Here is a 25,764-nt window from a genome sequence, read left to right as displayed (position 1 = left end):
GCACGAATATGACAAATCGTCCGAAGCGGATCACGCCGGACGGCTAGGACACGGCCCCCTCGAACAGGACGACGGGAACGTCGAGCGAGAGGTCGACCTCGACCACGACGTGCCCCCGAGCGTCCGTCGGCACGCTGAAGGCGTACACCCCTTCCGCGGACGCGCCCGCTTTCACCGAGAGCGGCAGCTCTTCACGAGGGCGCACGAGGATGTTCGCCGGTGTGGCGTCGTCGCCGTAGTACACGTTGACGATGAGGGTGTTGGTCAGCGCTTCACTTTCCCCGAGATTCTCCACCTTCACGGTGATCTCGAGGGCAGGACCGGCCACTTCACCGGGGACCGATGCCTCCCCGGTGATCGCTTCAATGGAGGACAGAGAAACGCGCACGTCCTCGACGGGTTCGATCGACTCGTCGAGCGCCACGGGCGGAGCGGTCTCGCGGGCGCCGTCCGCCGGCGGCTCGTCCGTATCCGACGGCGCAGGGCTCTGACTCGCGGACGGCTCAGGCGACCCGTCCGCGGTCTGCTGAGGCGCCGGACTCTCGGTCGCGCCGCCGCCCGGCTGCGGCGCGCCGGCACCCCATCCCGTCGCGAAGCCGATCACCAGTATCACGGCGACGGCGGCCGCCGCGGCGCCGGCGATCCACCACCAGCGCCGGGTGCTTCGCGCGTCGGCAGGAGCTTCTTCAGTCATCCATGGCCCCCTGCCTGCGTCGTACTGCCTCGGGAACACTGTAGCCCCGGCCGTCGCGGACGCCCCGGAAGGCGGCCCGCAGAGGCTTCCATGGGCGAAGGAACTGTCGACGCCCGCCGCGCAGCAGGACCTCTCGCGCGGACGCCCACGCGCCTCGACGCCACCGTCGCGCGTCGTCCGTATCGAGGTGTTTGGCGGCGAACAGGAGCCGGTTGCGGATGTTGTAGTAGTAATAGCCCTCGGACTTGGCGCGTTGCGGCGCACCCACTCGCTGGGTACCGCCTTCGTCGTGGATGGCCGTCGCCTCCGGCACGACGTACAAGGAGCCGCCCGCCCCCACGATTCGACGGGAGAAGTCCACGTCCTCCCAGTACAGGAAGTAGTCCTCGTCGAAGCCGCCGCTCATGCGCCAAGCGGCGTCGGTGACGAGCAGGCATGCACCGGAGAGCCATTCCCATCGCACCTCGCCCGGACGCTCGAACCGTTTGCGCACGCTTCGGGTCACGCCGTCGGACAGGTACACATCCGCACCGTCGAACCAGACCTTTCCGTCGCTGTCGAGCACGAGGGGCGAGAAGACCGCGTCGCGCTCGGTGGACGCACGCTCCTGAAGGATCCGCACCGACTCGGCCGAGATGGAGGCGTCCGGGTTCAGCAGCAGGATGTCCTCGGCGCCGAGCTGCAACGCGCGCTGCACTCCGAGATTCACGCCCCCGCCGAAGCCGAGGTTCGATTCCGCGGCCACCAGATCCCAGCCCTGGCTCCGGGCGAGCTGGCCGACGCGATCGAGCTCGGCTCTCGATGACCAGTTGTCCACGACGACGACATGATCAGGTCGCACGTCGGTCGCGGTCTTCACGAGGTGTTGTCGCAACAGGCCCGTGGACGCGAAGTTGACCACCACGATGGCGAGGGGCGCGGCCATCTCAGACCGTCCGCATCTCGCGGAACCAGCGGCGCGCCGCCAGGATCAGGAACGCAGACGCAGCCGCAGCGAGCAGCGAGTACACGATGAGGAACGCGTTCGGCCAGCCCCAGAGGACGAACACGAGGCAGACGACGCCGAAGTCGGTCGGCAGCAGCAGGAGGGAGCGGCCGGCGGTGCCACCACCGCGAGCGTGAGTCGATGCGATGCCACGGGAGGCCTTGAGCAGGTCGTTCAGGAGCATCCCGACGAACGTCACGGTCGAGACCGCGGAGAACAGCAGTGGCACGATCAGCCACGGGGTGTCGCGCAGCGGGGTGTGCAGCCAGAGCCCGACCAGCACCGCCAGGTGCAGCACTGACAGCTTCGCCGCGTCGACGAAGTGATCCAGCCACTCCCCGGCCGCACTGCCGCCTCCGGACAGTCGTGCCACCTGACCGTCCGCGGAGTCCCAGGCGTAGCCGCCCGCGAGCAGCAGGGCCACCAGGAATCCCGACCACCATGACGGCGGGAGTGCGACGATGAGCACGATCGCGGCGAGCGTGTGAAGTGCGCTGATGGCGGTGACCTGGTTGGGTGTCCATCCTCGCGCGAACGCGAAGGCGGCGAACACGCGCCCGATCCTCCGATTGACGTAGACCGAGTACGCCGGAGCCCCCCGCGCATGCCCCTTCTGCGCCGCCTTCAGTCCGGCGAAGGCGTCCTGGAACGTCGTTCTCTGCTCCGGCATGCGTGTCCCCTTGTCCCCTGTGTCCGCACCCGTTCTTCCCGAACGCGACTATCGGTCCCCGCCACCACCGTACAACTCCGGCGATCGATTCAGTGCGCCTTCGAGGCTGCCTGTTCCCCGGGCGCACTCGCGACGACCGATCGCGTCAAGACGTTCCGAACGAAGCAGACCACCGGCGATGACTCGAGCGACGCCGCCCGCCCATCGTCCGACGCCGGCGACGACGGCCTTGATCCTCACCCGCGCTCGGGCCGCCGGCGAATCGGCGAGAGCGAGTGCTACCGTCACGCCGACGGTCGCCATACCGCGTGTGCGTCGGAGTGCGTGCTCCCTGGTGCGACGCTGCGCGGGGAGGTGGTCCAGAACTCCCGCCTCCGCGCACCAGACCATGCGGCCGCCGCGGCGATGCAGCTGCGACGTGAACAGGGAGTCCTCGCCACCGCTGCGCGCGAACCGGGGGTCGAACCTCAGCGCTTCGCGACGGACGAAGCGCATGTCGAGCAGCAGATTGTTCGTCGCAGCACGGGCGATCCCGTCCCCTGTTCCGAGCCTGGCGCGATGCGCCCGAGCGAAGAACTCGCCCGCGACGATCCAGGAGTCGAGCGGATCATCTGCGACGGTCCGCACGGGACCGGCGACAGCTTGCGCGTCGTATGTCCGCCAAGCGCTCAGCAGCCTGCTGAGCCACTGCTCGTCCGCGGGCGTCTCATCGTCGTCGATGAAGACGAGGACGTCGGCATCGGCGGACTCGTCGAGCGCACGGTTGCGCACGGCGACGACGCCGCGTTCGGCCTCGACCGCGTAGCGGCACGCGATCGGCGCAGCCCGCGCGACATCCCGAGCGCCAGCCGAAGGGTCGTTGTCGATCACGATGACGTCCACGCGGCCGGCGCGCCCGCTGCGCTGCGCCGCAGCGATCGTGGCCGGCAGCAGCGAAAGCAGCCGCGAGAGATCGTCCGGGCGCTGGAATGTGGGAACGCAGATCGCGACGTTCGGCACCTCCGCTGCAGTCGTCACCGGACACCCTCCCCAGATCGGGCCCCCTTGCGGATGGACAGACTCATCCGGTGCCCTGTATGACTTAGTATTCAACAAGTCGTGCTTCGGGGACAGGCGCGACGAGCCGACTGGGGTTGGGCGAGGGGGACATCATGCGTGCGCACGCGGATCCGGGCGCGGACGATCGGCGCCTGCACGTGCTGATCGGAGCATACGCCTGCGGGCCCGTGTCCGAACCCGAAGCTCGTGCTGGATGGGAGTTCGCGCGCGCTGCAGCGCGAGATCATGATGTATGGGTCATCACCCGCGAGCGGTTCCGGGGCCCGATCGAATCCGCCTTGGCCGCGGACCACGAGCTCAGCGCGCATCTGCACGTCGAGTACCTGGATCTGTCTCCTCGCGTCATGCGGTGGAAGAAGCACTCCTGGGACCTGTACTGGTACTACGCCGCATGGCAGCGGGCGCTCGGGCGCGTCGCCCGGAAGCTGCACGCGGCGCACGGGTTCGATGTGACCCACCACGTCTCCTTCGCGAACGACTGGATGCCGTGCGGGCTGCGTCGGTTGAGCGACGTGCCCCTGGTCTGGGGCCCCGTCGGCGGCGCGAGCGCGCCGCCGGTTCGCCGCCTGGCCCGGTGGCTCGGAGTGCGCGGGACCGTAACCGAAGTCGTACGCGCGACGTTCACCGGGATCGTCCGGCAGTTCGTCGGCGACCGTGTCGCCCGTCGCGCTGCGCTCATCGTCTGTCAGAACGATCAAGTCGCCTCTCATTTCCGCAGGCGCTCGTCCTCGGTCGTCGTCGAGCCGAACGCCGCTCTGGAAGACCTCCCGGCACGCGCGGCGCGGATCATCCCCTACCGGGCGGTTTTCGCGGGCCGTCTGATCGCGCTCAAGGGCGCCTCGCTCGCGATCGACGCGATCGCGCGAACCGACGAATGGACGTTGCAGATCTACGGAAGGGGATACGAAGAGCAGCGACTGCGCACGCGCGCCGCCCGCCTCCAGGTCAGCGAGCGGGTGGAGTTCCTCGGTCATCGTCCTCGCGCCGAGGTGCTGGCCGCGATCGCAGAGGCTCAGGCCTTCCTGTTCCCCTCGATGCGGGACCAGGCCGGCTGGGTCGTAGCCGAGGCGAGCTCGATGGGCTGCCCCGTGGTGTGCCTGCCCCTCGGTGGTCCGCCTGCTCTGGCCGGCACCAACGGACACGTCGCGTCGCTCGACGGAGACATCGTGCAGAACATCGTCGATGCACTCGACGATGCCCGCGTCGTCGGCGGTGCACCGACCGATCGATGGGCGACGTCACGACTTCCCGGGCTGGTCCGGACCTGGTACCAAAGCGCCCTCTCCACCGGAGCACCGCGATGACCACGCCGCAGACGCGGCTGCGCGTGCTGGAGTCGTTCCGCGAGCCCAAGGCCACGACCAATCCGTACATCACCCAGCTCTTCCGGGCCCTGAGCGAAGACGCGGACGTGATCCCCTACCGGCCGAAAGCCGCGCTGTTCGGTCGGTACGACGTGGTGCACCTGCACTGGCCCGAACTGCTCGTCGGCGGCCATACCTGGCGCGGGAGGGCCGCGCGACGTGCCGCCACCCTGCTGCTGCTGGCACGATGGGGGATCACGCGGGTCCCGATCGTCCGCACCGTGCACAATCTCGAGCGACCGACGAACATCAGCGCCTTCGATCAGTTCGTCCTGGACCGGATCGACGGGTTGACCACCCTCGACATCCGACTCAACGACCAGACCCCGCAGCGCGATGAGATCCCCGGGGTCACCATCGAGCATGGTCACTACCGGGACTGGTTCGCCGAGTTCCCTCGGAGCGCGACGACCCGCGGTCGTTTCGGCTACGTCGGCCTGATCCGGCGCTACAAGGGAGTCGAAGACCTCGTGAGCGCCTTCGTCCGCCTCGATGACCCGTCGCTGACTCTCCGCATCGCCGGAAAGCCCTCGTCGGACGACCTCGTGGCGGCTCTGTATGCGACGTCGGAGGGTGACCCCCGAGTGGACGTCGATCCGCGGTTCCTGTCGGACGCCGAACTCGTCGCGGCGATCACCGCGGCGGAACTGATCGTCCTTCCCTACCGGCACATGCACAACAGCGGCACCGTGCTGGCCGCTCTCTCGGCGGATCGGCCCGTTCTCGTGCCCGACAACGCCGTCAATCGGGCTCTCGCCCACGAGGTGGGGCCGGGTTGGGTTGTCACTTTCGAGGGCACTCTGACCGCGTGTGACCTCGAGCGCGGGCTCAGAACCGTCCGCAACCGCGGGGAGCGGCCGGACCTGTCCGCGCGGGACTGGCAGGTGTCCCGGCACAAGCACATCGCCGCATTCCGGCGCGCGATCGCCATCGCGCGCGACAACGAAGGAGTCGACTCGTGAAACTGTCCGTCATCGGCTGCGGCTACCTGGGTGCGGTGCACGCGGCCGCCATGGCATCCATCGGCCACGAGGTCGTGGGCATCGACGTCGACGACCGCAAGGTCGCCTCGCTGTCCTCGGGCGTCGCACCGTTCTTCGAACCGGGCCTTCAGGAGATTCTCACGGCGGGGCTGGCCTCGGGGAACCTCCGCTTCACGACCGACATCTCGGAGGCTCGCGGTGCCGAGGTGCACTTCATCGGCGTGGGAACGCCTCAGCAGAAGGACGGGCACGCAGCAGATCTCACGTTCGTCAACGCCGCGGTCGATGGCCTGCTTCCCCACCTGGCCGCCGGAGATGTCGTCGCCGGTAAGTCCACGGTTCCTGTCGGAACGGCAGCGGCGCTGTCGCCGCGGATCGAGGCGGCCGGTGCCGTGCTCGTCTGGAACCCGGAGTTCCTCCGCGAAGGCTTCGCGGTCACCGACACCGTCGATCCCGATCGGCTGGTCGTCGGGATCGACGCGAACGCTACCGGCGCCGAACCCGCCATCGAGAAGATCCGGTCCGTCTATCGCCCCGCAGTGGCCAAGGGCACACCGTTCATCGTCACCGACCTCGCCACAGCCGAACTCGTCAAGGTCGCAGCGAACGCCTTCCTGGCCACGAAGATCTCGTTCATCAACGCGATGGCCGAGATCGCCGAGGTCACGGGCGCCGACGTCACGCAACTCGCCGACGCCATCGGACACGATGTCCGTATCGGGCGCCGGTTCCTCGGCGCCGGCATCGGCTTCGGCGGGGGTTGCCTGCCCAAGGACATCCGAGCGTTCGCCGCACGTGCTGAGGAACTCGGACGACGCGATTCGGTCGGGTTCCTCCGCGAGGTCGACGCCATCAATCTCCGGCGACGCGAACGGGCCGCTGCGCTTGTCGTCGACGCCCTAGGCGGCTCCGTGGTCGGCAAGAGGGTCACGGTGCTCGGCGCGGCCTTCAAGCCGTACAGCGACGACATCCGGGACTCACCGGCTCTCGATGTCGCCGTGCGTCTGCGCGGTCTCGGAGCTGACGTGACGGTCACCGATCCCCAGGCCATCGAGAACGCTCGGCGTCAGCACCCTCAGCTCACGTATGTTCAGGATCGGGACGACGCCCTGCGCAACGCGGATGCGGTGATCATCGTCACCGAATGGGACGAGTACCGTCGCCATCTCACCCCCGAGCATGCCGGCAGCCTTGTGGCGGGGCGGGTCATCATCGACGGCCGCAATTGCCTCGATGCCGTGGCGTGGAGAGCGGCCGGCTGGAGCTATCACGGGATGGGGCGCCCCTAGAGCTCCCCCGGCTTCATCGCCTCGGCGTCGATCGCCCGGATGATCCGCTGCGCGGCGGTGTCCGCCTTCGGCTCCACCGCCGCCCCGGTAGCCGCGGCATCCGCCTTCCGCGCCCGTCGCGGCGCGTAGACCACGAGGGAGTGGAACAGGAACCGCGCGAAGAAGGCGACGACCAGGGAGATCGCCGTCGCGAGCACGCTGGAGATGTGCCAGCTCTCGACCATGAGCGCCATGACGGGGATGCGCAGCGCCGCCTCGACGTTGTTGAACGCGAACGATGCCGCGAATCGGGCGCCGAGGGCTCGCGCATCCGGACGCATGTCCGCGAAGACGAACCGCTCCTGCAGCAGGAAGTTGCCGATGATCGTAACCTCGGCGCCGATGATCGCGGCCCAGATGTACGGCGTCCCGAGGGATGTCAGGATCCACATGATCGCCAGATTCGCCACCGCACCGACCAGCCCGATGACGGCGAACAGCGACATCTTTCCGAAGCGCAGCCGGGTCAGATGCGCGACGAAGGTCACGCCCTGACGCAGCGAGGCCTTGGATGTGCCGTGGCGCCGCTCGTGGAACCGCATCGGCACCTCGGCGGCGCGCACGTCCGACCGGGCGAGGATCTCGAGGAGGATCTTGAACCCCTGCGGCTTCAGATCGGCGAGCTCGATGCGACGGCGATCCACAAGGAAGAACCCCGTCATCGGGTCGGTGCAGCCGGCCAGCCGGCGCGGGAACATCGCCTTGGTCAGCCAGGTGGACGCGCGCGAGACCCCGAACCGCACGGCCGTGCCGAGTCCGTGCGAGTCCCCGCCGCCGATGTAGCGCGACGCCGCCACGACATCCGCATCTCCGGCGGCATGCCTCTCCAACATGGCCGGGATGAGCTCGGGCGGATGCTGGAGGTCGCCGTCCATCACGACGCAGATGTCCGCCTCCGCCTCGGCGAGACCTCGGACCACCGCGCCGCCGAGCCCGCCGGTGTTGCGCTCGCGGCGGACCACTCGCACCGGCAGCGGCGCGGACGCCGCGACCCGCACGACCTCGTCGGCCGTCGCGTCGGTGCTGTCGTCGACGACGAGGATCTCAGCGCGCCTCCCGGCGAGCGCCGCGCCCACGCGGTCAACGAGCTCGGCGATGTTGTCGCGCTCGTTGTAGGTCGGGATGACGACGGTGACGTCGACGGTCACGTGTCCCCCTTCCCGATCCGGGCCTTGTTCCTGGCGCGCCGGTTGCCGGCATCCATCGTGTCATGTCCGGCTATGCGTTCGCGCCACGGTTCGTACCGCCGAGAGAAATGTGGTGCGCCGCGTGCGCCCGCCCGCTACACTGACCGGATACGGCTGTGGGAGCCGTCGTCGCCGGCCGTGGGGGCCGTGCTTCTGGGGAATCTGATCTGGGGAGATCATGGGGACGCGTATCGGCTATGCCGCCGGAGCATTCGACCTGTTCCATGTCGGCCATCTGAACCTTCTGCGCCATGCCAGCCGGCAGTGCGACGTGCTCGTCGCAGGCGTCGTGAGCGATGAGATGCTGCGGGAGGTGAAGGGCATCGAAGCCGTCGTCCCGACCGCCGAGCGCGTCGAGATCGTCCGGCACATCTCCTTCGTGGACGACGTGCACGTCGAGACCACGCCGTCGAAGATGGACGCCTGGCGGGAGGTCGGGTTCACGCACTTCTTCAAGGGCGACGACTGGCGCGGCACCGAGAAGGGCCTGCGCCTGGAGCGCGAGTTCCAGGCTGTCGGCGTCGAGGTCGTGTACTTCCCGTACACCGCGCACACCTCGAGCACGGCCCTGCGCCGCGCTCTCGACGCCCTCACCGCCGGCACCGCGCCCGCTCTGGCTGCGCAGCGCTGACGGCCGGTCAGGATGCCGGAGGCGTCCTGACTCCCAGCAGACTGCGCGCCATCTGTGCGACGCGGGGAGGCGTGTGCGGTCCCAGCCACAGGGTCCACGCCGCCGCGGGCTCGTCGCTGCAGGTCCACTCCACGCACCACGCGTGCACGGCCGCTGCCAGCCGCTCTCCGCGCGGCCGGGCCCGCGTGCCCTCGCCCCGCAGCAGCCACCGCACCGACATCCCTTCGGGAACATCGAGGTGCCGCTGCTGCACCCGCGCCACGGCCTCGATGAGCACGACCCCCTGCGCGTCCCAGGGCAGTCGCGCGCAGATGTCGCGGATCCCGGCGACGTCGTGGGAATCGCCGGCGATGAGCACGGCTCCCTCGAGGTTCTCCCAGTCGGGATCGTCCAGATGCTCGCATGCTGAGGTCACGGTACGACTCTAGGTAAGGGTTACCTAACTTGGCAAGACCCGTTCGACGCCCGCCCAGCCGGACGGCCATATCCTGGAACCATGACCTCTCCCGCCGCAGACACGATCACGATGTTCGGTGCCGACTGGTGCCGCGATTGCATCCGCACCAAGAAGCAGCTCGACGAGCTGGGCATCGCCTACACCTACGTCGACCTCGTCGCGGACCCTGCCGCCGCCGACGTCGCCAAGGAGATCTCCGGCCGCACCAACATCCCTGTCGTGGTGTACCCGGATGCCTCGCACCACGTCGAGCCGTCCAACGCCGACGTCGAAGCGAAGCTCCGCGAGCTGTCGCTGATCTGAAGCGGCGCCCCGCGCGTGGCCTCGCGGCCTTCGCGACCACGCACCGAGAGGGCAGCAACGCACCGTCAGGCGCAGCCGCATTGTCCTTGATTGCACTTGCGGTGCGGCATCCGGCGTTCACCCGCCGCATCCAGCGCTTCGGCGCGGCATAGGCTGAGAGCACGCGACAAGGAGGCGACGATGGCTTCGACGACCAAGGCGACCGAGGACGGACTCGATCAGGCGGAGCGCGACGCACTCGACGCCGCGATCTCGGACCTGACGGCGGGCTCACGCACCTGGTCGCACCTGTCGGTCGCGCAGCGCGTGACACTGCTGCGCGCGGTGCGTGCGAGTGTCGCGGCGTCCGCGGACGAGTGGGCGAACACGGCCGCGGATACGAAGGGCCTCACCGGCGGGCATCCGCTGCGCGGCGAGGAATGGCTGAGCGGCCCGTACAGCACCCTCGGCGCCCTGGACGCGTACATCGAGACGCTGTCGCGCATCGCGGACGGCCGCAATCCGCTCGAAGGCGTCCGCATCGACCGTGCCCCGGGCGGACGAACGCGCGTGCACGCCTTCCCGCTCATGGGCATCGACCGGATGCTGCTGTCGGGCTTCACCGGCGAGGTGTGGCTGGAACCGGGCATCACCCCTCGGCAGGTGCGTGCGGCATCCGGCCTCGCCCAGCGCACTCCGCACGAGCCGGGCGGCGTCGGACTCGTGCTGGGCGCAGGGAACGTCACGTCGATCCCTGTGCTGGACGTGCTCTACGAGCTGCTGGCGCACAACCGCGTCGCGCTGCTGAAGGTGAACCCGACCCAGGACCGCCTGGTCTCCGTGTTCGAGCACGCCCTCGCCCCGCTCGTCGAACCCGGCTTCCTGCGGATCGTGCGCGGAGGGCCGGCCGTCGGCGCTTTCCTGACCGCGCACAAGACGTTCGCACACGTGCACATCACGGGCTCTGCCGCAACGTTCGATGCGATCGTCTGGGGGCGGGATGCCGCAGGCCGGCGCCGCCGACGCGAGAATCGTCCGCTGCTCAAGAAGCCCATCACGGCCGAGCTCGGCGGCGTCTCGCCCATCATCGTCGTGCCCGGCGACTGGACCGATGCCGACCTCACCTTCCACGCCGAGCACATCGCGACCATGCGACTGCAGAACAGTGGCCACAACTGCATCGCGGGCCAGGTCGTCATCCTGTCCCGCGACTGGGCGCAGCGCGACCAGTTCCTGGCTGCCCTGCGGCACGCGTACGCGAAGGCCCCCGAGCGTCCGATCTGGTACCCGGGGTCGTCATCGCGCATGACGCAGGCGGCCGAGGACTACCCGGGGGCGCTGGCGCTCGGCGACCGCGTGCTGGTGGAGATCGGTGAGGACGAGGACGCCGCAGCTCTCGAGAGCACCGAGTACTTCGCCCCCGTGCTCGGCGTGGTCGAGGTGGCCGGGCTCGGGCAGGACTTCCTGGATGCCGCGGTGGAGCACGCGAACCAGAAGCTGCAGGGCACCCTCGGCGCGAATCTGCTCATCGACCCGGCGACCGAGCGCGCGCTCGGAACGGGATTCGAGCGTGCCCTGACGGCGCTGCGCTACGGATCGATCGCGGTGAACGCCTGGACGGCGTTCGGCTTCATCACCCCGACACTGACCTGGGGTGCCTTCCCCGGGGGCACCGTCCAGGATGTCGGCAGCGGCATCGGCGTGGTCCACAACGCCCTGCTGCTGGACGGTGTGGAGCGCTCGATCGTGCGCGGGCCGTTCCGCCCCTTCCCCCGCTCGTTCCCGATCGTGAACGGCGGCGGTCGATTCACGATCCTGCCGAAGCCGCCGTGGTTCGTGACGGCGAGGACCGGCGCGCAGGTCAGCGAGGGCCTGACGCGCTTCCGCGCGGACGGCGGCGTCCCAGGCCTCGTGAAGACGCTCCTGCAGGCGCTGCGCGCCTGACGAGGCCTGTCCCGTCTTCGTCACCGCGTTTCGACTCGCTCCGCTCGCTCAACGAACGAAAGGGGCGGGCGCAGTCAGTCGTCGGCAAACCGATCGGTCGCGCCGCGCAGGGCGCGCTGGATTCCGGGTTCGGATGCCGCATGGCCGGCGTCCTCGACCATCACGAACTCGGCCTCCGGCCACGCGCGATGCAGGTCCCACGCCGTCATCATCGGTGTGCACGCGTCGTAGCGCCCCTGCACGATGACCGCGGGGATGTGCCGGATCGCCTCCACGCCGGCGATCAGCTGCCCCTCGGAGAACCAGCCCCGGTTGACGAAGAAGTGGTTCTCGATGCGCGCGAACGCGACGGCCGCTTCCGGCTCGGACATGCGCGCGATGGTCTCGGCATCCGGTCTCAGCGTGATCGTGGACGCCTCCCAGGTGCTCCACGCCACCGCCGCCGGTACGTGCACGGCCGGATCGGGATCGGCGAGCCGGCGGTGATAGGCCTCGAGCATCCGATTGCGCTCGAGCACGGGGATCGGTGCGAGGAAGTCCTCCCACAGGTCGGGGAACAGCGCCGCGGCTCCACCCTCGTAGAACCACTCGAGCTCCGCACGACGCAGCGTGAAGATGCCGCGGAGGATCAGCTCCGTCACGGCATCCGGATGCGCCTGCGCATACGCCAGCGCGAGGGCGCTCCCCCACGAGCCGCCGAACACCTGCCACTTCGCGATGCCGAGGTTCCGGCGCAGCAGCTCGAGGTCCGCGATGAGGTGCGCGGTCGTCACGAACCGCAGGTCCGCCCCCGGGGCGCTCGCGTGCGGCGTGCTGCGACCGCAGCCGCGCTGGTCGAACAGCACGATCCGGTACTTCTCGGGGTCGAAGAACCGCCGATGCCATTCGCTGGTTCCCGCGCCGGGCCCGCCGTGCAGGAAGACGACCGGCTTGCCGTCCGGGTTGCCGCTGACCTCCCACGCGACGCGATGCCCGTCGCCGACGAGCAGCACCCCATCGTCGTACGGCTCGATCGGCGGATACAGCGCATCCAGGTTCATCGGCTTCGACCCCCCGGTCTTCGTTCTCCAGCTGCGATTCACGCTACCGCGTGCGTCAGCGCGCTTCGAGTTCAGCGGCCGGCACGGCGAACGTGTCGCAGCTCCCGAGCCCCTCCTGGTACCCCGTCGCGAACCAGAACTGCCGCTGCGCGCTGGAGCCGTGCGTGAACGACTCCGGGTTCGAGAACCCGGACATCTCCTGGATGTGGTCATCGCCGACGACGAGGGCGGCGTTGAGCGCGTCCTCCAGCTGCCGCTCGGTGGGCGTCTCGAGATACGGGACGCCCTGATCGTCCGTCTGCTCGGTCATGTCGCCGATCCATGCCCCGGCGAAGCAGTCCGCCTGGAGCTCCATGCGCACGCCGTTGCTCGCCGGGCCCGTGCCGTTGTTCGGGTACTGCGCCATCGTGCCGCGGATGTTCTGGATGTGGTGCCCCCATTCGTGCCCGACGATGTAGAGCTGCGCGAGGTCCCCCGCAGAGGCGCCGAACTGCTGCTGCATGAGATCGAAGAAGGTGGGGTCGATGTACACCGTCGTGTCGGCCGGGCAGTAGAACGGGCCGACCGCATTGGATGCCGTGCCGCACGCCGTGGGCGTCGAACCGTCGACCACGATCATGCCCGGAACCGTGTACCCGCTGAGGTTCTCTGCCCAGTACTCGTCAAGGGCGACCTGCGCGCCGGCGATGCGGCATTCGACCGTGGCGTTGGCGTCCGCACCGGAGTCGCAGTCCAGCAGCGCACCGTCCGAGCTGCTCGTCTCCTGCTCGCCCGTGCCACCGCCGAGGAACGGCGACAGGTCGATCTCTCCGCCCGACAGCAGGCTGACGACCAGCACCGCGATCGCGCCGAGACCCACCGCGCCGCCGCCGGCGATCGCGGCGGTGCGTCCGCGGCGCTTCGTGCGATGCCCGGAGATGTCGGCATCCGGATTGAACGTCATGGCAACGAGAGTAGCGCGCGGCGTAGTCTCGGGACATGAGCACCACGATCACCATCACGGGCGCGGGCGGGCAGATCGGCTACGCGCTGCTGTTCCGCATCGCGGCCGGCGACCTGCTCGGTCCCGACGAGAAGGTCCGGCTGCGGCTTCTGGAGATCCCGCAGGGCCTGAAGTCGGCCGAGGGCGCGGCCCTCGAGCTGCAAGACGGCGCGTTCGGGCTGCTCGAGGACGTCGAGGTGACCGACTCGGCGGCCGTCGCGTTCGACCGCTGCGACCTCGCCCTCCTGGTCGGCGCGAGGCCGCGCGGTCCCGGCATGGAGCGCGGCGACCTGCTGGCCGCCAACGCCGGCATCTTCGGCCCGCAGGGCGCCGCGATCGCCGAGAACGCCTCCCCCGGCGTGCGGGTCACGGTGGTCGGCAACCCTGCCAACACGAACGCCCTGATCGCGGCGGCGTCCGCCGACGGCGTCCCGGCCGAGCGCTTCACCGCCCTCACCCGGCTGGACGAGAACCGCGCCAGAGCACAGCTGGCCCTGGCGCTGGAGGCTCCCGTCGCCGCCGTCCGCCGTGTGCCGATCTGGGGGAACCACTCGGCCACCCAGTTCCCCGACGTGTCGCACGCTACCGTCGACGGGCGTCCCGCCGCGGCGGCGCTCGCCGAGCGCGTCGGGGATGTCACCGCGTGGCTCGAGACGACGTTCATCCCGCGTGTGGCCAAGCGCGGCGCCGAGATCATCGATGTGCGGGGATCTTCGTCAGTGGCCTCGGCCGCGAACGCGACGATCGACCACGTGCGCGACTGGGTGCGCGGCACGGACGACTGGACGAGCGCGGGCGTCGTCTCGCACGGCGAGTACGGCGTCCCGGAGGGGCTGATCTGCTCGTTCCCGGTGCGCTCGGTGGACGGCGAGTGGCGCATCGTCGAGGACCTGGAACCGGATGACTGGGCGCGCGAGCGCATCGCGGCATCGGTCGCCGAGCTCGTGGACGAGCGGGAGGCGGTGCGTTCGCTCGGTCTGCTGTGATTTCCGGCCGCCCGCGGGCAGAATGGATGCTGGAGGTGCGCGGATGAGTGAAACGACGGATCTGACGACGGGGTCGGTGCCGGTGCCGGACGCCCTGACGAGCCCCTTGCACCTTCCGCATCCCGCGGCGGAATGCCCGAAGTGCTTCACCGAGCTGCAGCAGAACCACGACTGGTGGCACGCGCGCCCCAAGGGCTCGCGCCTGGTCGGTCTCGTGGTCGCCCGCGAGGGTATGCCGCCGGTGGTCCAGCAGCGCAACGACCTCACGCGTTTCGGCGTCCCGATCGAGGGGTTCCGGCATCCGGCTCCGGAGATCCTGGAGAGCTGGAACGATCGCCTGGCACGCTTCATCGCGACCCTGAACCGCGGCGACGTCCTCGTCGTCGCCAACGTGCATGCGCTGGGACGGGACCGCGACGAGGAGACCCGCACGGTCGCCGAACTGCGCCGGCGCGGTGTCATGGTGAAGGTGCTCAGCACGGACTCGCGGCACCTCGCCGACGCCGTGCGCTGAGGCCTATTCCGCGTAGGGCGCCTCGGGGAACGCGGACGGCGTGGGCTGCGGCTCCAGCGGCGTGCCCTCCTCGTCCCAGTACACCGGACTGCCGTCCTCCGGGAAGTAGAACCGCGGCTGCCAGTCCGGCCCCTCGAAGGCCGGGAACCGCCGCCAGGCGTCCTCGTAGACCAGGCCGTCGAAGATCATGTCCGAGAGCTCACCGGCATCGCCGGGAAAGCATGCGGGGGATGCCGAGACCTCGATCATGCCCCGATGCGGTCGCACGGTCACCACACCGCGCACGACCGGCCCGCCCGTGGCGATCACGTTGGTCTCGGCCCGATCACCGCTCCCGTATGTCACCGTCTGCGCCTCCATGCCGGCCTCTTCGAAGGCGGCGGTGGCCGAGCTGACCACGGCGTCGACGTCGAGCTGCTCCTGCTGGAGCACACGGACCCACGAGAACCCGTAGCCGGTCGGCCTCTCGTCCAGTTCGCCGTTCACGCGGCACGGGATCGGGTCCGAGCCCCACGACTCGACCTCCCACTCGCCCTCGTGCACGGCCATGATCACGGAGTGCATCACGGTCGCGTACTCCGTGTACCGCTTCTCACCGTCCCGGTACAGGTCCTCGCCCGTGGGCGCGGCCGGTCCGCAACTCGTCATGGTCACCACCATCCCGACGGCCAGCGCCGCCAGCAGTCCTCGACGGAACACTCCGCGCATCCGTTCACCGCCACTCAGAAGTCGATGAGTGCGTACTCATCGCTGATCCACCAGTTCCCAGCATCCCAGAACCCCCGGGTGTTGCCCTCGCCACCGCGCTCCGTGCCCGGCTCACCGCTCCGGATGATCTCGGACACGTTGTGGAAGGACTCCGACCCCGGCTCGAGGTAGGCCCCGGGTCCGAGGGCACCGTGTCCGGTCGATGCGGCGAGCGGCTCGCCCGCACTGTCCACGCCGCCGTCGCTGTCGAAGACCGTCACGTGGTCGATCGTCTCCGGGGAGGTCGAGTGGCCGAACGCCGTGCCCCGACCGATGCGCGCGACGGCGTCGTCCTCCGAGATCGTGGCGTACACGCGCGGTTCTCCCGGGCGCGTCAGATTCTCGATGACGGTGTCATCGTCCGGGAACCCTGCGGAGCCCACCGCGATGAACGCGGTCACGCCGAAGCCGTCGGCCCGGGATCCGATCGCCTGCGCCGCTGTCGTGCTGCCGTAGGAATGGGCGATCACGTTCACGTCCGCGTCGGGCGAGAGCGTCCGGAGACCGCCCAGATAGGCGCCGAGCGCGGCGGCGCCGTTCTCGGCCCGATCCATGAACGGCTCCTCCGCCAGGTTGGGCGTGTCGTATCCGAACCACACGACCGTCGCGGATCCCGGTCCCGCCGACCGGTTGAGGGCGCGAGCCGACTCCCCCCACGCCTGCATGTCCTCGACCGTCGCGTTCATGCCGGGCACGAGCGTGTTGATCTCGGATGCCGTGGTGAGATCCCCGTGGGCGATGGCTGCGGTCACCTGCTCCGACCCGTCGGGGTCGAAGCTGAGGAGTGCGGGCCGCTGCGACCCCTGGCCCTGCATCAGGGCCCGCTGGATCGCCTCCAGCTCGTCGCGACGGCGTCCCGGCGGCTCGGTCTCGAGGAGGTCCTCCAGGCGCTGCATGTTCACCTCGGCACGCACGGCGTACGGGATGCCGTCGAGATTGCCGATCAGGTCCGGATGGGCCGCGATCAGCTCGTCGTGCACATCCGGATGCGCGTTCCAGAGTTCGAGGACCTCGGCGCTGCCGTCGGCGCTGAGAAGGCGTTCGAGAACGCGCAGCTCCTGCGGGGTGAGCGATGCTGCACCGGCGAGTGCCATGACCGCGTCGTCATAAGCGCTGTCCCAGCCTCCATGGAGCCGTTCGTACTCCGTCCACAGCGCAGCGAGAGCCTGCGCGGCGTCATCGCGGGCGGCGGCTGCCTCTTCCGCGGCCTGCTCGGTCAGCGCCGTCAGGCCGCCATCGCCGGCCTGCGCCGCGTCGTCGGCGCTGGACTGCGCGTCGTCGGCGTCCGCGGCGCAGCGGAGCCACTCCGCGTGCGCGGCCTCGATGTCGTCGATCATCGCGTTCGCCGGCTGTGCGTACTGGTCGTGCGCATCGGCGTAGGACTGCAGCACGCGCGCGAGCAGGTCCGCTTCATCCATGTCGACGTCGAGGGCTGCGACGAGCTTCGTCGCGTCCGCGCGCACCGCGCTCACGGCCTGACCAACGCCCGGGAGGCCGTGCGTCTGCACCGCGGCCTCGCGCAGCGTCTCGAGTCGGTCCTGCACGCGTGCGAACTCCCCCGACCACCACGACATCGAGCCGGTGTCGCCGTCGAGCCGCTCCAGGGCATATCCGCGGTTCGGGGAGATCAGCGTCATGACGACTCCTGCCCCGACAGTTCGACATCCAGATCCTGGAAGCGGTCGGCGATCCGCTGCGTCGCCGCCGCGAGACCGCTGCCCTCCTCGGTGCGCGCGAGCGCGCTCCGCCGCAGCGCCGACACGCGTCGATGCATCTCGAGACGCAGCATCGGTCGCGACGCGGGGTTCTGGATGCCGACATCCTCCGTCTGGAGGGCGGCCGACTGGTTCAGCAGCTCTGACGCCGCCTGGCCCGAGGACCCCGACGCGGCCGTCAACTCGGCGCGGAAGATCTCGACGTCACCCATGCCCACCCCTCCACGCGAACCCCTGCGGTTCGCCGTAACGCTATCGGCGGAGCAGTGCGTCACACGATGGGCACGAGTACCCATCCCCGGCGGTCACCCGGAATCACAGGAACGAAGTGGCCCGGTGCCCCAGGCGCGCGGCCAGCGCGATGATCTCGTCGACGTGCCCGATCGGAACAGCGACCAGCGGATGCGCGTCCGGCTCCTCCTCCAGGTGGACGAGGCGCAGACCATGCGGGGCCAGGACCGCGTCGGCGCGCACGATCGCCGCGACCAGATCGCCGTCGATGTCCTCGACCGTATCGAGATCCGCCCCCGCTCGGAACACGCGGGGAAGACCAGCCAGGGCCTCGGCGAGCTCCGGCCCGGCATCCTCCTCGTCCAGGTAGGCGAGGGCGCCGGCATCGTCCAGCCCGTCGATCAGCGCTTCCCACGGATCTTCGCCGGTCATGCGCACCGCCTCGGCAAGTTCCGCGTCGTCGTCGATCAGCGCGCACAGCCGCGCCCAGTCACGACCGGTGGCGGCGTCAGTCGCCATCCGCGTCGGCCTGGTTCCGGAGGGTCTCGTCGTCGAGCAGGGGCAGATCGGCGCGCGTGATCACCTGCGAGGTCACGGCGTACTCGACCAGACGCGCCCGACGGTTGGTCGCGAGCTTGCCCGGACCGCCGCGGAGCCCCTGCACCCCCATGCGGTCGAGCTTGTCGCACACGTTGTCGAGCTTGCGGTTGAACTTGCTCATGGTCCAGCCCAGACGCTGGGCAGCGGCGCTCGATGACGGGAGCTCGTTCATGCTCACACCCTCGCGCAGCAGCATGGGCTCCGCGAGCGCGACCATCAACTGCTTCTGCAAAGGCGTGAAGCTGGCGGGCATCACCGTCGTCTCACCGCTCATAGAGGCCTCGACCTGGCGGGACACCTCGTACGGCGCCTCCTCGGTGTGCAGGTTGAGCTCGTAGGTGATCGGACCAGCCGTGAAGACGATCACGTTGCGCTCGAACACGAGAGGCATGCGCGCACCGGGAGAGAGCCAGGACTGCACCGCGCCGCCGGCGCTGGAGACCGTCGCCGCGAGACGCACGCCGATGTTGGCGAGCCACCACAGTCCGTCCCGATGCTGCAGCTCGAGGAAATGGCGATGCAGGTACGGGTTGTCGTCGATTCCGAGGTCGCCTTCACGTCCGACGATGAACGGCTGCCCGACCGGCACGTCGTGCCATTCTCCGGCGAACTCCAGACGCAGCGGCGCCGCCTGCTTCTTCTCCGTCGGCCGGACGGCCTCCTCAGGCTCCACTGCAGGATTCAGATCAGTCACGTGAGGACCCCCTCGGCAATACATCCTGCCACGGAGGGGGCGCGACCGTGGGCGTCAGGCGCCGGGGACGTCGATCTCCACGCTGACGAAGGGGGAGCCCGGGATCTCCTTCACCTGGATGTCCGCCCCCTGCAGGGATGCCGGATCCACACCGAACCTCGCCGCGATCTCGGCCGTGCTGAGACCGCGGAGCACCGCGGCCTCGCTGGCGGGGGCCAGGAAGGACGCGTCCCCCTGGGCGGTGGCGCCGTACTTGTCGGGGTTGTCCTGCCCGATGGCGTCCTCGTAGAGCTCCTCGACGACCTGCCCCGGGACGTTCTTCGGGATGCCCTTCACCTCGTCGAGGACGTCCCCGGGCACGGCACGGATCTCCTGACCGACGGATCGGCCGAAGTCGCGAGCGAGGTCGTAGTCCGGATCACGGTGCCGAGGTGTCTTCCCGGACAGCTGATACTCGCGCCCGCGCGTGACGTCCTCGAGCATGTCGTACTTCTTCGCGTGCGAGGCGGGCTTTCCGTCCGCGCGGTGCTTGGGCACCTGACCGGCGTTGCGCCGGTCCAGGCCGCGGATGGCGTCCGCATCGGCGCGGTGCTTGCCGCCGCGCTTGCGGAAGGCGCCGGAGAATCCCTTCTTGAACTCGTGCCCGGTGTCGTCGACGGCATCCATGATGTCCCGGATCAGCTTCTTCATCGACATCGCTCACTCCCCCGAGATCTGCAGGTTGGCCAGGTCCGCGAGCAGGCGATCGGTCAGCTCCTCGACGTCGTCCGCGTGCGCGTCCATGTCGGCGGCGGCCTGGTCGAGGGCGACCAGGTCGGCGTAGAGCTCGTCGACGTCGCCGACGTTGTCCTCGACGACCGGCGCGTCGAGAAGGGACATCACGAGGCCCGGGACCTGGTCGACGAGCGGTTCGAGCGCCAGGGGCATCACCTCGTCGATGACCTTCTCCAGGGTCGCCTCCATCAGCATCGAGAACAGCTTCTTGCGCACGAGGATGAGCGCGGCCGCTCCACCGGCGCCGAAGGGACCGGCGGCGAGCAGCGGGATGAGCTGAGCGAGCGTCAGCGTCACCTCGGCGATGACCTTGACCTTGAGCGCGAGCACGATGTCCGCGGCGATGTCGATGCCCGACGCGGCGGGGCCCAGGACGTCCAGCAGCTGCTGCACGTTCTCGGAGCGGTTGCTGTTCCACGCGGTGACGTGGGCGGTCCCGGCCTGACCGCGCATCGCCGCAGCGATGTCGCCGTTGATCCGGCGGTCGGCCGCCTGGACGAGGGTCTCCATGTCGTCCCGGTATCCGCGAACGAGCACAGCGGCCTTGCGGACCTCGTCCTCGTCGATGTCCGGCCACTCCAGGCCCATCTTGTCCATGACCCAGATGAGCTCGTTCGGCAGCATCATGCCCACGCGACCACCTCCGCCTTCGACGCTATCCGCGGCGTGCGGGACACGCGATGGGGAGTTCAACCCATGAAACGCGTTCAGGCGTGCGCGGCGTCGCCCTGCGCCCTGGGCGGCTCGCCAGGGACGAAATAGCGCGCCGGCGAGAGTCCGGTGCGGACGATCGCGTCACCCGCAGCCTCCAGGAAGTCCTCCATCGTCGCAACGCTGAGCGCCCCGGACGGATCCGCGACCATCACGTTGTCCACCACGGGGAGGAGCGTCGCAGTGTCCTTCGGCCAAGCCGCGAACGTGATCGTCACGCCGTCCTCGCGCACGTGGATCTTCGGGTCCGCGATGTGCACGTCGGGGCGTCGCAGGGCGACCGTCTGCGCCTCGTACGCCCGCACGCTGAACAGGCGCAGCACCCGCTCGAAGCGCATCTGAAGCGACGGGAACCTCTCCCGCCACGGGAACGGCGCCCATGCGCCCTCCGCGAGGATCACCGGGTGGGCGCTGACGAGCGGACCGCCGGCTTCGTACAGCTCCTCGGCGAGATCCAGCGCCGAGGCCATCGCGGCCTCGTCGTTCTCCCCGACGATCAGCAGGCGGTCGCGCGCGAAGGCGAACACGACCGGCGCCCCCTCCAGGGGCACGGCCGCCGTGCGCGGCCGGTCGAACAGCACGGATGCGGCGAGGATCTCGTCGTCGACGCGGATCACCCCGCCGATCGGGGCCGGGATCCGGCCCGCCACCGCGATGGCCGTCGCCACGGCATCCGGGAACGGTCGCGCCGCCTTCTCGTCGTCGCCTCGTGTGACCGGCGTCCCGTCGTCCGCTCGGTCGAGTCCGATGAACAGCTCGCCGCCGACGTACTCCACGCGAGGGTGGGCGTCTCCCGGCGCGGTGATCGACAGCACGCCGAGTTCACCGGCGCCGTACACCCGCGGGACGGCCTTCACGTCGACGTTCCCGAACGCACCTGTCATGAGCCCTCACCCTCTCGTCGGCCTGCTCCGAGACTATCCGCTGATGACGCGGCGTCACGCCACGCGGCGATGTCGTTCCAGGACCAGTGCGCGTCGATCCCGGAGTGCTCGCCCTCCGCACGCCGCTCCGAGACCCAGCTCACCGGCACGATCTGCAAGGCCAGCGACCGGGAGCCCGTGCCGTCGTCCGAGGTCACGAGAACGACGCCATGCGTCTGCCCGTACTCCCACCAGAGGGCCTCGACGGCGTGCGCAGCCTTCACCGCGGCGGCGTACGACGCCACGCTGCCGGGTCCCCAGTCCTCGAGATCCGCAGCGATGCCGCGACCCTCCCGCTGCTCGAGCGCGTCGGCGACGCTCGTGGCGAGCGTCGCCATCCGGCGCCGCTGCTCGTCGCCGCCCGACGAGACATCCTGCAGCATGAGGGGCAGGATCTTCAGCGGTCCGCGATCGACGACCGGGATGCGGCCTGCACCGGAGGTTCCGTCCAGCAGTTCGTCGAGCCCCTTCAGGATGTCGCGGGCGCCCACGGGAACGCGCCACTCGCCGCCCGTCCGTGAGAAGTCACCGCGGGATGCCGAGCGCGTGACCGAGGCCTCCACGAGTGCGAGGGACTCGTCGATCGCGTCGAGTCCGAACCGGTGTTCGGTGCTCGGCTCCATGGCGGCGACGAGCGTGTCCCACTCGCCGAACGCCGGGGTCCCGGTGCGGAAGCGCTCCACGGGCTCATCGGATGCCGTACGGACGTCGTCGTCGCCCAGCGGGGACGACAGCGTCACCTCGATCACTCCGTCCGGCGAGATCTCCCGGGTGACGGTGACGACCTCGCTCGACGGCACGGTGCCGCCGGGGTCGCCGTCGGGATAGAAGAGGTCGACGGTCCGCCGGCAGAACAGACCGTCCCCCTCGCTCTCCCAGGTCGCCGTCCGGAGCGGTGTGCGGCCGGGCGTGTAGAACGTCACCGTGAAGCGGTGCCGCTTCGGGGCGACGATCAGGTACCAGCTCGGCGGATCCTGATCGGGAACGACGTTGAGGCTCCGGCCCTCGTCGTAGCGCGTCCGTGCTTCATCGACCCCGAGATAAGCGGGGTCGCCGAGCGCCTCGAGCCGGAACTTCTCGAACCGGGCGGGATAGCGCGCGCTAATCGACATAGAACTGCGTGTAGGTGCCCGTGCCCATGTCCGACACGTTGAAGACGGCTTCCGGCAGGCCTTCAGGGAGGTAACCGCCGGGGATCCATTGCGCATTCGCGCCGGCCTCGTTGCCCTGGGGCATCCGGAGGTTGCCGTTCATGATCTCCTCGAAGCTGAAGTCCGCACGAACGATGTCCACGGCATTGCCGTCCGAATCGACGAAGAAGTCCTCGCCGAGTCCGAGCATCTCGCCGAGCCTGCGCGGATCGCCGCCCGCCTGATCGATGATGTTGTCGATCTCGCTCGTCGGGAAGACGAAGGTCGTCCCTTGATTGCCAGGACCGTACTTCCCGAGGCTCTCCGCTCGGTAGAAGCGCGTGGCGCCGCCGTCGAACCGCGCGAGATGCTGTCGGATGTAGTCGGCATCGAGGTACTCGGCCGGATACGGCCGGTTCGGCTTGCCTGCGCCGACCACGCGGTCCGGCGTGTGCCAACTGTCCGTCTTCCAACCGGCGCGCAGCTCCGGCGGCACTCTGTCGAGGTCGTTGACCTCGGAGTTGCTGCGTCGGTGCGCGTTCCCGTGCTTGCGGAACATCTCGGAGAGCTGCCGCACGTGGACCGGGACCCCGTCCAGTGCGTCCTTCATCGCCCGGACTACCGGCTTCATGCTCATTCTCAGTCTCCCCCGATGTTCAGGCCGGCCAGATCCGTCATCAAGCGCTCGGTCAAGGTCTCGACGTCCGCGGCGTGCTGCTCCATCTCGCCCTCCGCCTGCTCCAGTGCCTGAAGGTCGGCGTAGAACTCGTCCGGATCACCCGCCACGGCCTCCACCACCGGGGAGTCCAGTGCCGCCATGATCGCACCCGGCAGCTCTTCAGCGAGCGGTTCGATCACCATCGGCAGGATCTGGTTCAGCGCCTGCTCGACGGCGATGTCCACGGCGGCGTTGAGCAGCTTCTTCTTCAGCAGCAGCATCGGTCCGGCGCCGGCGGCCGTGATCGGATTCGTCAGCATCGCCACGAGCGTGATCATCGTCGTGGTGATGTCGGCGATCACTTTGATCTTCAGTCCGAGAACTACGTCAGCCGCGATGTCGATGCCGGTCGGCGCCGGACCGAGAAGGTCGAGCAGCTTCTGAAGGTTCTGCGACCTGTTCGTGTTCCACGCGCTCACATACGCGGGTCCTGCTTGACCGCGCATAGCGGCCACCATGTCGCCGTTGACCTTGCGGTCCATCGCCATCAGCTTGTCCTCGAGGTCGTCTCGGAACACGCGGACGATGTCGGCGCCACGGCGCAGCTCGTCTTCGTCGATGTCGGGCCAGTCGAACCCGAGCTTCTCCATCACCCAGATCAGCTCATTCGGCAGCATCATTCCCACAGCAGGACCTCCAAGAAGACTCTAGAGGGCGTCATCGCGGGTCGGCGATGGGGAGAACAACCCATGCCGGACCGTTCAGGGGACCGTCTCCCACTGCACGGCGCCGTAGGTGAGCGGAGCAGCCACACCGCTGCGCGCCGTCACACCGGTCACGTCGCGATCCACGATGGTCACGCGCGGGTTCGTGGCGAGGGGCAGCGCCACGGCCGCGCGCACGATCGTCGCCTCGATCCGCGCGAGGACCTCGCGGGCGTCGTAGACGTCCGTCGTCTGCGCGAGCTGAGCGATCAGCTCGTCACGGTCGGGGTCTGCCTGACGAGTGATGGACGCCGTCCCCTCGCTCCCCCACTGCACCGCGATCTGCTCCGGCGTCCGCGGGATCGGCACGCGGGCGATCACCGCGTCCCAGCGCCGCTGATCGAGGGCGGCGTCGAAGTCGTCCGAACCGCAGTCGACGGCCTCCCAGCCCGCTTCGGCCGCGGCCTCCCGCATGGCCGAGAAGACGCCGGTCGCGAACTCGCTGCCTCGGTCGTAGAGGACGCACACCCGCGAGCCCGCGGCGACTCCGGCCCGCTCCCGCTCCAGGGCCGGTTCATCGTCCGTCGTGCCGAGTATCTCGGTGAAACCGGAGTCCTCATTGACGATGTCGTAGGCCCGCGAACCCGGGGCCGAGACCATCGAGGTGGTCCCGGTGTACGCCGAGGCCCATTCCCCGGCACCGCGCTCGACCAGACCCGACGCCGGCACCGCGTGGATGAACGCGGTCCGCGCCTCCTTCTGGGAGAAGATGCCCGACGGCTTCAGGAGCACCGACCACATCGTCCCGTCGTGCGCCGTCTCGACGGCGAAGTCCTCGCGTTCGAGGTCGTGGATCGGGCCGCGATTGGCCGAGGTCGGCGCGACCTGCGCGACATCGAGCACGTCGGAGATCGCCGCGACCGGATTGTCACCGGGAGGCACGAGGTCGATCCGCGCCACCTTCGGCGTGACGAGCCCGCGGTAGCCGGGGTTGGGGACGAGCACCACGCTCTGCCGCTCATCGGCGACCTCGATGCCGTCCACCTGGAACGGGCCGCTGGAGATCAGCTTGTCGGCGGTGAGGTCATCCGGGTCTGCGATCTCGAATCCGGTGTTCCAGACCTCGGAGATCTTCGCCAGAGCGGCGGCGTCGCCCTCCTGGATGGCGCGGATGACCGCCTGCTTCGCGGCCATGTCGTCGTCCTCGCCGAACGCGATCCGTCCCACGATGTGCGCCGGAACCGGAACTGTGACCGCCTGCTGCCAGTCGATCCGCGGCTGCGCGAAGGTCACGTCGATCGACCGCGCGAACTCGTCGATGCTCGGGACCTCCGGGGCGTCCTCGGGGATCATCTCGGCCGCATCGGCTTCCTCGGCATCCGGGAAGTAGCCGGATGCCCCGGCCCAGCCGAGCAGCAGGTCCGCGGCGTCGAGCGGGATGCCGTCGGACCACGCCGGCTCCGCGAGGTCGTATCGGACGGTGAACGGATCCTCGCCCACGATCGTCACCGCGCCGAAGCCCTCGTCGGGGACGAACTCGCCGTCGATCACATCGCCGAAGTCGGCGCGGATCATCTCGGCCACGTCCACGTTCCCGGCGGTCGGGGATGCGGAGGCGTTCGTCGACGTGAGCGACCCCGTCCATCCGACGACGATCTCCGAACCGGGGACGACCGTCTCCGGCAGCGCGGGCGCGCACGCGGCAAGCCCGAGAACGAGCAGCACGGCCAGCGGAGCCGCACGGCGACGATGTCGCGTCATGACGTCGCCG

At 69.5% G+C, this 25,764-nt stretch carries 28 protein-coding genes; 8 read left to right on the top strand and 20 right to left on the bottom strand.

The window, feature by feature from the left end:
• Positions 1-43 precede the first annotated feature (43 nt).
• Genes AC3RXZ_RS13890 through AC3RXZ_RS13875 form a run of 4 tightly spaced genes read right to left on the bottom strand, consistent with a single transcriptional unit; the run spans position 44 to position 3,366 of the window.
• The gene (locus AC3RXZ_RS13890; RefSeq protein ID WP_243231866.1) at positions 44-694 is read right to left on the bottom strand and encodes a hypothetical protein; all 651 of its coding nucleotides are present in this window, start codon (positions 692-694) and stop codon (positions 44-46) included.
• Positions 687-1,619, bottom strand: a complete 933-nt coding sequence (locus tag AC3RXZ_RS13885) for a glycosyltransferase family 2 protein (protein WP_491494387.1) — start codon at positions 1,617-1,619, stop codon at positions 687-689. Before AC3RXZ_RS13885 ends, AC3RXZ_RS13890 begins: the two co-directional genes overlap by 8 nt.
• A 1-nt stretch (position 1,620) precedes the next feature.
• Positions 1,621-2,349: a CDP-alcohol phosphatidyltransferase family protein gene (locus AC3RXZ_RS13880; protein ID WP_243231870.1), complete on the bottom strand. Its 729-nt coding sequence runs from the start codon at positions 2,347-2,349 to the stop codon at positions 1,621-1,623.
• Between the two features lie 48 nt (positions 2,350-2,397).
• The gene (locus AC3RXZ_RS13875) at positions 2,398-3,366 is read right to left on the bottom strand and encodes a glycosyltransferase family 2 protein (RefSeq protein WP_243231871.1); all 969 of its coding nucleotides are present in this window, start codon (positions 3,364-3,366) and stop codon (positions 2,398-2,400) included.
• 320 nt (positions 3,367-3,686) lie between these two features.
• Between AC3RXZ_RS13875 and AC3RXZ_RS13870 the strand changes: the two genes are divergently transcribed.
• The 3 genes from AC3RXZ_RS13870 to AC3RXZ_RS13860 are packed head-to-tail and all read left to right on the top strand — an operon-like array spanning position 3,687 to position 7,044.
• Complete coding sequence (locus AC3RXZ_RS13870; protein ID WP_243231873.1) at positions 3,687-4,712, top strand: glycosyltransferase family 4 protein; 1,026 nt, start codon at positions 3,687-3,689, stop codon at positions 4,710-4,712.
• Positions 4,709-5,734 (top strand): glycosyltransferase, encoded by a 1,026-nt coding sequence (locus AC3RXZ_RS13865; protein ID WP_243231875.1) that lies wholly within the window; start codon positions 4,709-4,711, stop codon positions 5,732-5,734. The genes AC3RXZ_RS13870 and AC3RXZ_RS13865 overlap by 4 nt, the downstream gene beginning before the upstream one ends.
• Positions 5,731-7,044: a UDP-glucose dehydrogenase family protein gene (locus AC3RXZ_RS13860; protein WP_243231876.1), complete on the top strand. Its 1,314-nt coding sequence runs from the start codon at positions 5,731-5,733 to the stop codon at positions 7,042-7,044. The genes AC3RXZ_RS13865 and AC3RXZ_RS13860 overlap by 4 nt, the downstream gene beginning before the upstream one ends.
• On the opposite strand, the gene AC3RXZ_RS13855 is transcribed toward AC3RXZ_RS13860, so the two are convergent.
• Positions 7,041-8,231, bottom strand: a complete 1,191-nt coding sequence (locus AC3RXZ_RS13855) for a glycosyltransferase (RefSeq protein ID WP_243231878.1) — start codon at positions 8,229-8,231, stop codon at positions 7,041-7,043. The genes AC3RXZ_RS13860 and AC3RXZ_RS13855 overlap by 4 nt on opposite strands.
• A gap of 217 nt (positions 8,232-8,448) precedes the next feature.
• On the opposite strand from AC3RXZ_RS13855, the gene AC3RXZ_RS13850 reads away from it, so the two are divergent.
• Positions 8,449-8,901: an FAD synthase family protein gene (locus AC3RXZ_RS13850; protein WP_243231879.1), complete on the top strand. Its 453-nt coding sequence runs from the start codon at positions 8,449-8,451 to the stop codon at positions 8,899-8,901.
• A 7-nt stretch (positions 8,902-8,908) separates the two neighbouring features.
• Here the strand turns inward: AC3RXZ_RS13850 and AC3RXZ_RS13845 are convergent, their stop codons facing one another.
• Positions 8,909-9,316 carry an SIP domain-containing protein gene (locus AC3RXZ_RS13845; protein WP_243231888.1) on the bottom strand — a complete coding sequence of 136 codons (408 nt, stop codon included), beginning with the start codon at positions 9,314-9,316 and terminating at the stop codon, positions 8,909-8,911.
• A gap of 81 nt (positions 9,317-9,397) precedes the next feature.
• On the opposite strand from AC3RXZ_RS13845, the gene AC3RXZ_RS13840 reads away from it, so the two are divergent.
• Both AC3RXZ_RS13840 and AC3RXZ_RS13835 read left to right on the top strand, forming a co-directional pair.
• Positions 9,398-9,661: a glutaredoxin family protein gene (locus AC3RXZ_RS13840; protein WP_243231889.1), complete on the top strand. Its 264-nt coding sequence runs from the start codon at positions 9,398-9,400 to the stop codon at positions 9,659-9,661.
• A gap of 180 nt (positions 9,662-9,841) precedes the next feature.
• A complete protein-coding gene (locus AC3RXZ_RS13835) occupies positions 9,842-11,584 on the top strand; it encodes an aldehyde dehydrogenase family protein (protein WP_243231891.1) in 1,743 nt (580 codons plus the stop codon).
• 74 nt (positions 11,585-11,658) lie between these two features.
• Here AC3RXZ_RS13835 and pip read toward each other — a convergent pair whose 3' ends face one another.
• Together pip and ypfJ are read right to left on the bottom strand one after the other, a co-directional pair.
• Positions 11,659-12,624: a prolyl aminopeptidase gene (gene pip / locus AC3RXZ_RS13830; protein ID WP_243231893.1), complete on the bottom strand. Its 966-nt coding sequence runs from the start codon at positions 12,622-12,624 to the stop codon at positions 11,659-11,661.
• Positions 12,625-12,679: 55 nt separating this feature from the next.
• Positions 12,680-13,567: a KPN_02809 family neutral zinc metallopeptidase gene (gene ypfJ / locus AC3RXZ_RS13825; RefSeq protein ID WP_243231895.1), complete on the bottom strand. Its 888-nt coding sequence runs from the start codon at positions 13,565-13,567 to the stop codon at positions 12,680-12,682.
• Positions 13,568-13,602: 35 nt separating this feature from the next.
• Here ypfJ and AC3RXZ_RS13820 point away from each other — a divergent pair, with 35 nt between their 5' ends.
• Positions 13,603-14,592: a malate dehydrogenase gene (locus tag AC3RXZ_RS13820; RefSeq protein ID WP_243231901.1), complete on the top strand. Its 990-nt coding sequence runs from the start codon at positions 13,603-13,605 to the stop codon at positions 14,590-14,592.
• Between the two features lie 43 nt (positions 14,593-14,635).
• Positions 14,636-15,106: a recombinase family protein gene (locus AC3RXZ_RS13815; RefSeq protein WP_243231903.1), complete on the top strand. Its 471-nt coding sequence runs from the start codon at positions 14,636-14,638 to the stop codon at positions 15,104-15,106.
• Positions 15,107-15,109: 3 nt separating this feature from the next.
• On the opposite strand, the gene AC3RXZ_RS13810 is transcribed toward AC3RXZ_RS13815, so the two are convergent.
• The 12 genes from AC3RXZ_RS13810 to AC3RXZ_RS13755 form a co-directional block, all read right to left on the bottom strand.
• Complete coding sequence (locus tag AC3RXZ_RS13810) at positions 15,110-15,805, bottom strand: hypothetical protein (protein ID WP_498265591.1); 696 nt, start codon at positions 15,803-15,805, stop codon at positions 15,110-15,112.
• Between the two features lie 23 nt (positions 15,806-15,828).
• The gene (locus AC3RXZ_RS13805; RefSeq protein ID WP_491494385.1) at positions 15,829-17,490 is read right to left on the bottom strand and encodes an alpha/beta hydrolase; all 1,662 of its coding nucleotides are present in this window, start codon (positions 17,488-17,490) and stop codon (positions 15,829-15,831) included.
• Complete coding sequence (locus AC3RXZ_RS13800; RefSeq protein ID WP_243231911.1) at positions 17,487-17,780, bottom strand: hypothetical protein; 294 nt, start codon at positions 17,778-17,780, stop codon at positions 17,487-17,489. The genes AC3RXZ_RS13805 and AC3RXZ_RS13800 overlap by 4 nt, the downstream gene beginning before the upstream one ends.
• A gap of 103 nt (positions 17,781-17,883) precedes the next feature.
• Complete coding sequence (locus tag AC3RXZ_RS13795) at positions 17,884-18,318, bottom strand: DUF6630 family protein (RefSeq protein WP_491494384.1); 435 nt, start codon at positions 18,316-18,318, stop codon at positions 17,884-17,886.
• Positions 18,308-19,093, bottom strand: coding sequence for an FHA domain-containing protein (locus AC3RXZ_RS13790; RefSeq protein ID WP_374208997.1), 786 nt, complete (start codon positions 19,091-19,093; stop codon positions 18,308-18,310). The genes AC3RXZ_RS13795 and AC3RXZ_RS13790 overlap by 11 nt, the downstream gene beginning before the upstream one ends.
• Positions 19,094-19,147: 54 nt before the next feature.
• The gene (locus AC3RXZ_RS13785) at positions 19,148-19,789 is read right to left on the bottom strand and encodes a hypothetical protein (protein WP_491494383.1); all 642 of its coding nucleotides are present in this window, start codon (positions 19,787-19,789) and stop codon (positions 19,148-19,150) included.
• 3 nt (positions 19,790-19,792) lie between these two features.
• On the bottom strand, positions 19,793-20,494 hold the full coding sequence (locus tag AC3RXZ_RS13780) for a WXG100-like domain-containing protein (RefSeq protein ID WP_491494382.1): 702 nt from the start codon (positions 20,492-20,494) through the stop codon (positions 19,793-19,795).
• 80 nt (positions 20,495-20,574) lie between these two features.
• A complete protein-coding gene (locus AC3RXZ_RS13775; RefSeq protein ID WP_243231919.1) occupies positions 20,575-21,462 on the bottom strand; it encodes a hypothetical protein in 888 nt (295 codons plus the stop codon).
• Positions 21,459-22,613: a hypothetical protein gene (locus tag AC3RXZ_RS13770; RefSeq protein WP_491494381.1), complete on the bottom strand. Its 1,155-nt coding sequence runs from the start codon at positions 22,611-22,613 to the stop codon at positions 21,459-21,461. The genes AC3RXZ_RS13775 and AC3RXZ_RS13770 overlap by 4 nt, the downstream gene beginning before the upstream one ends.
• Positions 22,603-23,262: a hypothetical protein gene (locus AC3RXZ_RS13765; protein ID WP_491494380.1), complete on the bottom strand. Its 660-nt coding sequence runs from the start codon at positions 23,260-23,262 to the stop codon at positions 22,603-22,605. Before AC3RXZ_RS13765 ends, AC3RXZ_RS13770 begins: the two co-directional genes overlap by 11 nt.
• Positions 23,263-23,270: 8 nt before the next feature.
• Complete coding sequence (locus AC3RXZ_RS13760) at positions 23,271-23,969, bottom strand: WXG100-like domain-containing protein (protein WP_243231924.1); 699 nt, start codon at positions 23,967-23,969, stop codon at positions 23,271-23,273.
• A gap of 81 nt (positions 23,970-24,050) precedes the next feature.
• Positions 24,051-25,754, bottom strand: coding sequence for an ABC transporter substrate-binding protein (locus AC3RXZ_RS13755; protein WP_491494379.1), 1,704 nt, complete (start codon positions 25,752-25,754; stop codon positions 24,051-24,053).
• Positions 25,755-25,764 lie beyond the last annotated feature (10 nt).

Source organism: Microbacterium cucumeris (assembly GCF_058349845.2).
This window is presented reverse-complemented; position numbering and strand designations above follow the sequence as displayed.